The sequence below is a fragment of the Bartonella sp. AU18XJBT genome, from assembly GCF_028618595.1.
Lineage (GTDB): Bacteria > Pseudomonadota > Alphaproteobacteria > Rhizobiales > Rhizobiaceae > Bartonella.
On record NZ_JAQITE010000038.1, the window covers coordinates 1 to 11,416 of the forward strand.

Sequence of the window (11,416 nt, forward strand, 5' to 3'; positions counted from 1 at the left end):
TCTCCTAGAAAATTCGTATTGAATGGTGTGTCTTCCGGAATGCGAGTTTCCATGTTTTATCTCCTTGAATATGCTGGAGATACAATGTCTTTTTGCCAATTATGTTCCAAAAGGGATAAAGAGCCGCCAAAAAGGGATAGGAAAATACTTTAAACAAATGTTTGTTATGAGAAGTAAAATGGGGTTATACAATCCAAAATATCTTACTTATACCTGAAAAAGGCAGGCTATTCGTATCATATTATCATCGAATCTCTCATGTAAGAGAATAATTTAAAAAAATTGAATACTATCGTTTATTGGTTTCTAGCTTTCTAGCTTATAAAGTAAGGGGTATATCTGCTTATTTTTATAAAAGTGTTACTGTTCTTATGTGAAGAATATTTATAAAATGAGCTTAGAAGGCGCATTTGAATATAAAAATAAATATCAGTAACGTTCAATTCATAGTGTTATAAAAAATCATAGATTAAGTTAAAGAAAAAGCTTATTGAATTGGCATGACATCATAGTTGTTAATATGTTACACGATAATTTTTTGCTATTTATTTTAGGTGAAGAGTTTCATGGAATGAGTAAGATATATTTAGTTGTGAGTTGGTTTGCAGAGAAGGTATTATATTTTATGGGATAGGGGATAGATCAAGATTTTTTACACAATTATTTTGTGTTAATAAGGTCTTCTTCATAAATCATTGTGGTGTTAGAAGTGGACTTTGTATGGTCGTAATTTGGGAGTAGGGCCGTTAATAGACCGTTTTTCTTCTTTGAATTTTGTAGATTCATTTTACTTGATATTGTATAAAAATATCATTGTTGTCGCGGGGAGGGTATGTAATATCAGTGTATTTTACCTATGGTATCTATGAAAAAGGCTGATGTGTGTTATAGCAAAGTGTTTGTACAGGAGAGCTTATTTAGGGGATAACTTTTTAGCTCGTAAAATTTGTAAAACAAAATACTGTCTATAAGAAAAATAATATTTTGATAAAGTAAAATAATAACACTTTTAATAATTATTATTTGAATATATAAGCATTAAATATAATTATATTTAATTAAATACTATTTAATAACTACCTAAAAAGTGTGATTTTCTTTATGATTCATAAATATAACTTGCTATTCATTGTACTTATTGTGTGTTTATCAACAGGAGGTTTGATTTCTACCGATATTTTTTTACCAGCACTGGGAGAGATGCGTCAATATTATCAAGTGACACAATCTCAAATTCAGAGTGCTGTGGCAGTTTTTTTGTTGGCATTGGCACTTGGACAGCTCATTTATGGGCCGCTGAGTGATAATTTTGGGCGTAAAAAAACACTTCTATTGGGCTTATTTTTATGGTTATTTACGACACTTGGTGTGATTTATACGGCTCATATTCACGCTTTTCTTGTGTTACGTTTTTTGCAAGGTCTTGGTGCTTGTGCGGGACTTGTCTTAAGTCGTGCAATTATTAATGATTTGTTGGATAAAAAAGCGGCTGGAAAACTTTATTTGATTGTTTTCCCTTTTATTGGAATGTCACCAGCACTTGCACCTTTCATTGGTGGACTTTTGATACAAGCTTTTCATTGGCAGGCAACTTTTATCTTTTTAAGCTTTTTTATATTTTTGACCATCTTGCTGTGTTGTTTTGTGCTAACGGAAACTCTACCTCCTCAGAAGCGGCAGCATTTTTCTCCAGTAGGATTTATGAAGGCATATTTAGGTGTTCTCAGAAATAAACAATTTATTTTTTATGCACTTATTCCGTGTTTTTCTTACGCTGCCTATTTTGCTTATATTGTGGAGTCGCCTTTTTTACTCACGACTTTGGGGTTATCGCCGATACACATTAGTTATAGCTATATTGGTGTCTCATTGCCCTATATTTTAGGAAATCTTTTGGCGCGATGGTTTTTTGAACGCGAGTCTATGGAAAAGACTGTGGGGAGAGGGTACATTATTTTTGTGATAGGTGGTGTGCTTTTTGCTTTGCAAATGTATCTAAGCCCATGGCCCCTTGTGACAAGTTTTATGGCTATTGCTGTTCTTACTTTTGGCAATGGTTTTTTATTGCCTTTAGGAACAGCGTTGGCTATTTCATCGCATCCGAAAGCTGCTGGAGCGGCTTCTGGTGTTATGGGCTCTTTGCAATTAGGCAGTGCGGCACTAAGTGCAGCGGTTATCGGAAAGATATCTGGTCATAGCCCACGGGCTATGGCAACTTTGTTAGCTGTGTGTTGTATGATTGGTTTTATCATTTATATTTGCAAAGCGCGTCATTTTATGACTTCAGAAATGAGCTGAGTGAAATGATAAAAAGAGAGTATTATGCGGAAATGTTTTTGATGTTTTACACGAATGGGGTATCTGTACATTAGATGAATTTTTTTATTAAGTTGTTTGATTGAGTGGATTTAAAATTTGTTACAAGCTTAGTTTGAGGTTAACAAATCGATTATGATGGGGGGAGAGTATGAGCCTAGAGTTTCAACATATTTTCATTATATTGGGTGGGAAAAGTTTTGGCTCTAATGCATGTTTTAAATAAGGGGAGGAATTGATCAATGAGTCTTCCTATTATTATTCTTTCTCCTGTAATGCCAATTTGGGATGGTGGTGTTTTTTGTTCTCCATTGACAAAGCTATGCTTATCAAAAGGATTTCCAGTCACTCTGCTGGATACCCTTTCTCTTTTTCCTAAGAGTTCTCATGTTCTCAATCATGCTGCTGTAGATATTTTATCTTTTATGGCAAAAAAACTTAAAAGCTATTTTAAAGAACCCGCAGTGCTTGTGGGATTTTCGATGGCTGGAACATTGGTACAAATATTGGCAGCACGGCTTCCCAATGTTCAAGCTGTGCTTGCTGTGAATGCACCTGGCTATCCAGATAAGGTTTTGAAACGGCGCCTTGGAGATATTCTTGTTTACTTAGAAAATAATGATTTGTTAGGAGCTTTGGAAATACTCAATGGTTTTATGCATCCTTCTGGCATTCTGAAAAAAAGAGTTTTATTGGAGATTTCTGATGAACAAAAAAGCATGGCAATTGAACGTATGACAAGAGGGTTTAAACTCTTATTGGCGATGGATGCTAGAGATGAAATCATTAAGTATAAGGGGAAGTTTTTATCTTTGGTAGGGGAAAAATCACAACTTGCAACGGTAGATAATCAGACGAAAAGTCATAATCTGAACCATGAATATAAGATTATCTCTGGTGCTGCTACGCGTTTGTGGGAGGATAATCCTACTATGACGAATGCAGTCATTGATGAGTGGATGGAGGGATTATGAAAAAGAAAGTTCTTGTGTTACCTGGTGATGGGATAGGACCAGAGGTTTGTGATGCTGCGCTGATGGTCTTAGAGCAATTCCAATTGCCGATTGAATTAACTTATGGCGATATTGGTTTTGAATGTTGGAAACAGGAAGGAGATCCTATTCCAAAAGAGACATGGCAAAAAATTGCTGAAAGTGATGCTGTTTTACTTGGGGCTGTGACCAGCAAAGGAAAAGAAGAGGCTTTAAAAGAACTTGCACCATATTTAAGGGAGAAAGGACTTTCTTATGTTTCTCCCGTACTTCAGCTTCGCCAAAAATTAGGGTTGTTTGCGAATATATGCCCTGTAAGATACATCTTTGGTCCGAGAAAACCTTTTCATTTTTGTGTTATCAGAGAAAATAGTGAAGGCCTTTATGCTGGATTGGATTTTCGGGGTATTTCTCCTGAAACAGCCGTTTGGATAAAACATCCAAATTTAACAAAATATGGGCTTGAAGAAGCTGCGTGGACAGTCCGTTTGCAGACACGCTTTGGTTTAGAGCGGTTATTTGAATACGCTTTTTCTTATGCAAGGAAATATGGCTTTAGGCGCGTTACTTTCGCTGATAAGCCCAATGTTATGCGAGAAAGTGGACAATTTTCTCGAGAAATTTTTGAGAAGATTGCGCAAAACTATCCGGAAATTGAAGCAGATATTCATCATGTTGATGCGGTTGCTTTGTGGATTGAAACCAAGCCAGAGCAGTTTGGTGTGATTGTTGCTGAAAATATGTTTGGCAATATTCTTTCTGATCTTGGCTCTGGAGTAATGGGGGGATTGGGACTTGCTTCTCAAGCAAATGTGGGGAGCGAGATTACTTATTTTGAACCTGTTCATGGAAGCGCACCACGTATTGCTGGACAAAATAAAGCAAATCCTTCTGCCATACTTTATACCACGGCTTTACTCTTAGAGCATTTAGGCTTTAAAGATGCAGCAAAACAATTATCTGAGAGTGTTGATCAGGTTATTAGTGCTGGAAAAACTGTACCTTATGATCTTGGAGGGGGCGCCTCTACGCGTCAAATGGCTGAAGCTGTTCGCAATTCTCTTGTGAATCCTGTCTTTGTGTGTCGAGCGGCGATTATTACCGTTGGTGATGAACTCCTTTCAGGACAATATTTGAATACGGATTTACAAGATTTAAGCCAAAGCTTAAACAAGAGAAATATTCAAGTCACACGTCATTTTGTCTGTGCTGATCAATTACAGCAAATCAGTGAGACTGTTGTTTCTTGTCTTGGACAAGAAGATTTTATCATTATCAGTGGGGGATTGGGACCAACATCAGATGACATAACACGGGATGCGGTTTCTCAAGCTGTAAAGCAGCCTTTGGTACATCATGAAGATGTTTGGCAAACAATAAAAGGTCAATTACAACGATTAGGGATTACGGCGGATAAGAGTAATGCGCGTCAAGTATTGTTTCCTAAGACAGCAACCGTGCTTGATAATCCTACAGGTACAGCACCGGGGTTTTACCTTTCTTGCGATGGAAGTACGCTTGTTGTTTTGCCTGGTCCGCCATCACAGGCTCTTGCGCTTTTAGAGAATTATTTAGAACATAATGAGAAGAAATATTCTTTTGTATCGCGTGCGGAGTATGCATGGACTTTGATTGGAATTGATGAAAGTACCATTGCGCAGTGGGTTGATGATCATTTTGAAAATGAACCCTTTGAACGGCATTTTTTATGGAAAAGCCCCTATGTTCTTGTACAGCTTGTTGGCCAATCAGAAGCGCCCTTGGAACAACATTTCGTGGAAGAATTTGAAAATCATTTTCACCCCTATTTGGTTGGTGCAGAAGTTACTACTGCTTCTAAGCAATTAGCGATGCATGCAGAAGTTCATTGGTTTTCTAATGATCCGCGGCTTTTAAAATATTTTCAGCCTATAGAAAAAAGTACAAAAAATATTCCAAAGCTTGAGGTTGAAGTGGGCCTAGAGCCTTCGTTGGAGACATTAGAAAATCAAGAAGAAAGCCTTGGACATGCCACGATGACTATACGGATGAAAGGTTATGACGATGATCGTGTAACTTTTCCCTATACGCGACCACTTTTAAGCGTAGTATTACAGGAATATGCAGCTTGGTTGGTTTTAAAAAGAGTTTTGCAAACTGAGAAAAGCAAATGAACCTCTATGGAGACGTAAAAATATTGCTCCAATTATTGAACATTCTATATAAGAAATATTTTGATCCTTTTCTTAAGTGGTTTTTATCTATAGCTTAAAATTTCTTTTGATGTGTAATTAAATGACTTTGACTTGATTCAAGATTAAGAAAAATTTTACGATATTAGGCTCGCTACATTCAATATTTATAATGATTAATTATTATTATAAATCAATATGTTATTTTTCATAGAGCTGATGACAAGGAATTCAGAGATGTTATGTGCCTCAAGCATTGTAAATGATTGAGATTCTTTGTAAATCAAAAAGCAATGTTGTGAAAAGATAAGAAGTCGTGTCATTTACAGGAAGGCTTTGCAAATTTTATTGAAAAACATGTCCAGTTTATTGCGAATATGTGCCATTCAGTTATCTGATAATAAATTGCTGTAAAGAGCTCATAAAATTTTTTCCTTTAAGTTTTTATGTGATTGCATGATCGTTGGGTATTCGCTTCCGAGGGGCGGTATTTTTTAATTTGATAACAGGAAGAACTATTTTTTCTGTAAGACGTGAAAATTTAAGGAGTGATCATTTTACGCTTTTGTTTTCCTTTCAATTGGTAATTTTTAGGAATTTGTTTGGGGAAAATATTTAATGCGGCGTGTTTGTGAATGTGGTTAAAAACATTTTACGCGTGTGTGGGAGAGAAATAAAAATGTGTCTTAATTGTTGATAAGAGTGTCAATGTTTTTGATGAACAAATTTTAGGCGTAATTCTTAGTATTTAGCAAGTTCATTGCATTTTTTAACAGTTCGTGTCCTATCTGTTGTGATGCGCAGTGGTCTTTTTTAGCAAAGAAGAAAGGGCTTTTATGTATCAGATTGATTACAACAGTTATCGTTCTGTCAAGAGTTTTAATCGTCGCGTTCGTTTTCTTGTCATGCATTATACGGCTCTTGATTTTAAAGCCTCAATTATGGCGCTTACAGGAGAAAAGGTTAGTGCACATTATCTTGTTCCTGATCCTTCAGAGCAGACATATCGTGAGGCAGGCTTTAAGGACATGCGTATTTTTAATCTGGTTGATGAAAATGAGCGTGCATGGCATGCGGGTGTGAGTTCATGGGCTGGGCATAGTCATCTCAATGATGCATCTATCGGGATTGAAATCGTTAATTTAGCGACTGGTCATTCTGAGTCTGCAGAAGAGACTGTTGATTTTATGGCTTATCATGATGAGGGGGGGATATTTCCTCCTTATAATCCAATACAAATTGATGCCGTTAAGGAACTTGCATTGAATATTCTTCAACGGTATCCCGATATTATGCCAACTGATGTTGTGGGACATAGTGATATTGCTATTGGAAGAAAAAGTGATCCAGGAGCAGCTTTCCCATGGAGAGAACTTTATAAGGCAGGTATAGGAGCATGGTATGATGATGAACTAAAAAGTCATTATCAAGAGCAATTCTCTAAGAATTTTCCGCCCAAAGAAGATGTTTTGGCAAAGCTAAAATGTTATGGATATGACATTTCTGCTGCATGTACCCAAACAGGATACAAAAATTTGATCCGCGCATTCCAACTTCATTTTCGTCAAGAAAATTATGATGGAATTCTAGATGTTGAAACAGTAGCAATTCTTTATGCATTGGTTGATAAATATTTTCCGTGAATTCAATGCCTTTTAATTGAAAATATGGTTATGATGACGTGTAAGCCTTTTTCTTATTAAGAGAGGCTGCTTTTTGCCAATGGGCTTTATGTAAAAATGGCATTAATCGTGTAAAAAATCCCATGTACGGTATAAGGTGTTTTATGGCAACATAACTTTACAGACAGCTCTATGATCTGCAGAGATTAAATTTTACTGTTTTTTTGTCTTATATTTCGCTTCCTTTAAAAGCAAGTGAATTCAATATGTTGCGTGTATAATGGCATGTTCCTTACGCAAGATAAAACGCTTCAATCAAAATGGACTTGTATTGTATATTTACATGCTTGTTTTTAAGAAATGTCTTTTAGTGTGTATCACAATACATATTTTACAGTGGCGTTCATAAAGAATATAATCTGAAATCCTCTATAAAGTGTATCCTCATTTTTATGCTTAATAAAAGTGCCTAGCACTGTCGTACACTTTGCCAGATCTCAATATTACTACAGCCCTTGGAACTTAAAACGATTCATAAAAGGATTTTCTTTACGCGTTTTTATTCATACGGCTCTTTCCGCTTGTCGTGTACAAGTGAATGATTTTGGTTGATTGAAACATGGAATAGCTCTGAAATGGGGAATCTTACGCTATTCTGGACTCTCATTCAGCATGTAAAACAACAAATTGTCATTATAAATTAATGTGATGCAGATTCAAGAAAAATATGGTCGTTTATAGATTGCTACTGATAGGAGTCTCTATTCTTTAGATGGGGAAGAGGTTAATTCATTTTTTGAATATATATCTATTTTCTCTTTTACTGCTTTAGGGGATATTTGCATCGTTTTGACAACATGTTTCTTGATAATTAAGTTTTTTAATGCGAGGCAGTGTTGTAAAGTATTGTGTTTTAGGATGTTAATAGAAGACACATTCATGCATATCAAAAACACAATGATGTTTTGTTTTTTCAATATTTTATTTGTTCAGTGCAGAATTTATCTGAGAAGATCATGACCTCAATTAACAAAGGTTAGGTATAAATTACCAAGAAAGATTAATTTGGTAATAAAGCGAAGGGGGGTGCTTACGTTTTAAAGGGCACGCAAGAGATTGTTTGAATTGATGTGTAAGCACCAGGTATGCAGTGTTCTTATCAAGCACATCAGGTTAATTTTCTGAGAATGTTTTGGTGAAAGTCAGTAATTTTTGTCAAAAAGACAAGAAAATAACGATTAAGAAAGATGCTCATGATGTTTGATTTCAAAAATAAAACCTAGCAACATAAGTTGCTAGGTTTCAAAAGTTGTAGCTTAAATAGGATTAGAATGAACGCTGTAAACGGATCATACCTTGAAAAGCACTTTTTTTATTGAACAAATGTTTTTCATTATCATTCTGATCCTTCACAATGCGATCATCATTCCAATTAACATAGGTTAATTCAGGTGTAATCACAAATCCTGGAACCAACGTGTATGCAATATTTACAGAAGTTGCAAAGGTTTTTACAGCACTATAAGAAACTTGTGCATTTAAATTTGCCTTTGGCGTAAGCTTGTAAGTGGCACCTGCCCAAGCAGCCCATTTACCACCCCAGTTTGCATAGATCGTTGTGCTTTGTCGTGATAACTCATCATTTTTATTTACTGTGTAGTAATCAAGGCCATTTTTATAACCAGCCATTACCCATAGATTGAAACGATCGTTGATATTGAAATCTGCACGTACTTTTCCAGCCCACTTTTTGTAGTAAGTATCATATGCTGCAACCGCTGAAAAACCACCCCATTTTTGCATAAACTTTATACCCAAAACCACATTGGGTGTGTAATTTTTAATTGCTTTACTTGGAAGAGTATCCTTCGTGATAGAAACAAGCTTATCATCTTTATCAATATAGTATCCGCTTATTCCAGGAAGAACATCTGCATTATTGCCTAATTCAGCGCCGATAATAGCAGAAAAACCGGAGTCACCACTAAAGGTGTAGGAAATAAAATTGGTGCGTGTTGTGCCGGCAGGTGCTATGCTGTCATCATTGAGAACATTTCCATAACCACCAGTCCAGCTGTTGAAAATTGTGTCATCAAGACCTACGCGAAAACCCCCCAGTTCAATGTAAGCGGCTGAAAGCCTTGCACCAGCTTTATCACCACCATCACCCCAGCTTGAGAAAATTCTTGCATATGAACGAAGTGTTCCCATTTCTGTTTCAGAAGCTGCTTGAAAAACAAGGGTGAGCCGTGATGATGCGCCATAGGTTTTTCTTTTGTTGTTCAGTTCAGTTTCGTTTGTTGCATCGATATTATCACCGCCTGTAAAATCAGTACGAACATTTCCTGATAAACGCATGCAGGTTTCTGTTCCAGGGATATAAAAATATCCTTTTCCGTAGGCATCACAAACGCGAATATATTCTACAGGTTCGGGTTCAGCGATAACTGTTGAAGCAGCATGTGTTCCAGAAATTGCTAAAAAAGCTGCTGTAGAGCTTAAAAAGAGGGATTTAATATTCATATGGGATCTCCGAGGTCCGTTTAATCTTCTTTTAAAGAGTATCATTTACCTAACGCATTAAGGATAAAGACATAAGTAAAATACGCGGCACTTGTTATCTTAGCTATACTAATCTTTTTAGAGTTTCAAATATGAAATTACCTTTTTGTAATGTATACATGTACTATTCGAGATAATGTGGTAAAAAAGACACAATTTTTGTTTTGTTAATTTTTTATCCCTATGGGCTCAATAGGAAAAAAAATTCAGATATTTGGGAAAAAAATCGAAAATGTCTTGAACTTTCTGTTGATACCATTTATGCCTCTCTGTTGGAGAGGTGGCCGAGTGGTCGAAGGCGCTCCCCTGCTAAGGGAGTAGGGCTCAAAAGGCTCTCGAGAGTTCGAATCTCTTCCTCTCCGCCATTAACACAAAATGAAATTGACACAAAATGAACTTGTCTATGCTCGAAATGGCATAACCTCAAAAGCCCAGCATTTGCGGGCTTTTTTGCCATTTGCAATTGACTTACTCTCTATAAAGCCCCCCATTTTCTCTAATTTTTCTCCTATATATGCCCCTTTAAAGCGAAGTAGAGAGCTTTTAGTCATGGGAAATCAAGGGGTTGGCAATTGACCAGTTTGCACCAGTCTATGCCTAGCATTTACAACGTGTTTTCTGGAGCTCTGCAGGTAAAACGGCACGTATAACCTTTCTTCTTAACGAAAGGTATAGGATCCTCGCTCTGCCGGAAGGCTTTTTTAAGTTTCCTAATCAGTTCCTTCTTTTGTGTTTTGATATTATTGGCGATAGCCTGATTTTTCCATCCTATAATGCTTTTTTTTGAATAAAGCTTCTAAGCAATACCCACTGTAAAGTTGGCTCGTTAGTTTTCTTATTCAGCATATGAAGGTCTGCTGGCTCATAGCGTTGGGTTTCATTACCACAGGTGACAATGATTACCTCTCTCTTATGGGCCTTTTGTGTACGCTCATCATTTAGAATCTGTTCTTCTTGCCACTCAAAGATAAATTGATCCCATGAAACACCTGATGGGCTAGAAAATTTCTTACACTCTATTTTAGGATCAGGGGCTTTGATCTTTGCAAAAAATGAGTTAAAGCTCTGCGAAGCTTTTTCAGTGTCTAGCAAGCAATTCTCGCCTTGCAAATTTTGTAATCCGATCAAATCTGAGCCTTTGGCACGAATAGAATTAATTCTAGCTTGGCCGATGTTATCAATGGACGGCAGAAGCAAAATGGCTGATTCGTCAAGTCCAATCACATGGTTGATTATGCCTTCCAGATCTCCATCGTAAATGTCGATTCTAAAGAAAACTGGATAACAAATGGTGCCCCGAGGAATATAGTCGCCAACTCTTATACAACTTGAGGAGCCCTCAATAGTCTGCACATTTTTGAAAATAGATATGTTTTTTGTGAGATCAGCAATCAGATCTGCTATTTTCTTCAAGTTTAGAGAAAATATCCGTCTGTCGTTATCTGAGATTTCTAATTCTGGACAATTCGATGAATCATCATTGCATACGGCCAGCAATTTTCCGTTAGGCATTTTACAAATACGCCTACCGCAACAACAACCACTTTCACAATGAAGGTTATCATCAAGAACTGTTGTTCTATCAAACAGCGATGTAATTATATCCGGTTCACCAAAATGCCTGCCTGTAGTTTGACAGTAGGTTTTATACTAAGTGGGAAGAGGTTGGATTAGGTAGGAATACGTGGTAATTTGTTGTTTTTATGGTTATTTTTTAGCATTAAATGCGGGTTTTGTCAAAATAGATTTTGAC

The 11,416-nt window shown here is 36.5% G+C and carries 6 protein-coding genes and 1 tRNA gene; 5 read left to right on the forward strand and 2 right to left on the reverse strand.

Annotated features, from left to right (window positions below; translation table 11 throughout):
- The first annotated feature begins 1,101 nt into the window (after positions 1-1,101).
- From PVV60_RS08285 to PVV60_RS08300, 4 genes are all read left to right on the forward strand, one after another.
- Positions 1,102-2,298 carry a multidrug effflux MFS transporter gene (locus PVV60_RS08285; protein ID WP_273724221.1) on the forward strand — a complete coding sequence of 399 codons (1,197 nt, stop codon included), beginning with the start codon at positions 1,102-1,104 and terminating at the stop codon, positions 2,296-2,298.
- A 260-nt stretch (positions 2,299-2,558) separates the two neighbouring features.
- A complete protein-coding gene (locus PVV60_RS08290; RefSeq protein ID WP_273724223.1) occupies positions 2,559-3,290 on the forward strand; it encodes an alpha/beta fold hydrolase in 732 nt (243 codons plus the stop codon).
- A complete protein-coding gene (locus PVV60_RS08295; RefSeq protein ID WP_273724225.1) occupies positions 3,287-5,461 on the forward strand; it encodes an isocitrate/isopropylmalate dehydrogenase family protein in 2,175 nt (724 codons plus the stop codon). Before PVV60_RS08290 ends, PVV60_RS08295 begins: the two co-directional genes overlap by 4 nt.
- An 854-nt stretch (positions 5,462-6,315) precedes the next feature.
- A complete protein-coding gene (locus PVV60_RS08300) occupies positions 6,316-7,122 on the forward strand; it encodes an N-acetylmuramoyl-L-alanine amidase (protein WP_273724226.1) in 807 nt (268 codons plus the stop codon).
- 1,305 nt (positions 7,123-8,427) lie between these two features.
- On the opposite strand, the gene PVV60_RS08305 is transcribed toward PVV60_RS08300, so the two are convergent.
- Complete coding sequence (locus PVV60_RS08305; protein WP_273724227.1) at positions 8,428-9,624, reverse strand: porin; 1,197 nt, start codon at positions 9,622-9,624, stop codon at positions 8,428-8,430.
- Between the two features lie 313 nt (positions 9,625-9,937).
- Here PVV60_RS08305 and PVV60_RS08310 point away from each other — a divergent pair.
- A tRNA-Ser gene (locus tag PVV60_RS08310) sits at positions 9,938-10,028 on the forward strand.
- 403 nt (positions 10,029-10,431) lie between these two features.
- Here the strand turns inward: PVV60_RS08310 and PVV60_RS08315 are convergent.
- A complete protein-coding gene (locus tag PVV60_RS08315) occupies positions 10,432-11,175 on the reverse strand; it encodes a hypothetical protein (protein WP_273724228.1) in 744 nt (247 codons plus the stop codon).
- Between the last annotated feature and the right edge of the window lie 241 nt (positions 11,176-11,416).

What these genes read in the sequence shown, in the direction of transcription:
- PVV60_RS08285 (WP_273724221.1), top strand. Translation starts at nt 1,102, where the DNA reads ATGATTCATAAATATAACTTGCTATTCATTGTACTTATTGTGTGTTTA.
- PVV60_RS08300 (WP_273724226.1), top strand. Translation starts at nt 6,316, where the DNA reads ATGTATCAGATTGATTACAACAGTTATCGTTCTGTCAAGAGTTTTAAT.
- PVV60_RS08295 (WP_273724225.1), top strand. Translation starts at nt 3,287, where the DNA reads ATGAAAAAGAAAGTTCTTGTGTTACCTGGTGATGGGATAGGACCAGAG.
- PVV60_RS08290 (WP_273724223.1), top strand. Translation starts at nt 2,559, where the DNA reads ATGAGTCTTCCTATTATTATTCTTTCTCCTGTAATGCCAATTTGGGAT.
- PVV60_RS08305 (WP_273724227.1), bottom strand. Translation starts at nt 9,624, where the DNA reads ATGAATATTAAATCCCTCTTTTTAAGCTCTACAGCAGCTTTTTTAGCA.
- PVV60_RS08315 (WP_273724228.1), bottom strand. Translation starts at nt 11,175, where the DNA reads ATGCCTAACGGAAAATTGCTGGCCGTATGCAATGATGATTCATCGAAT.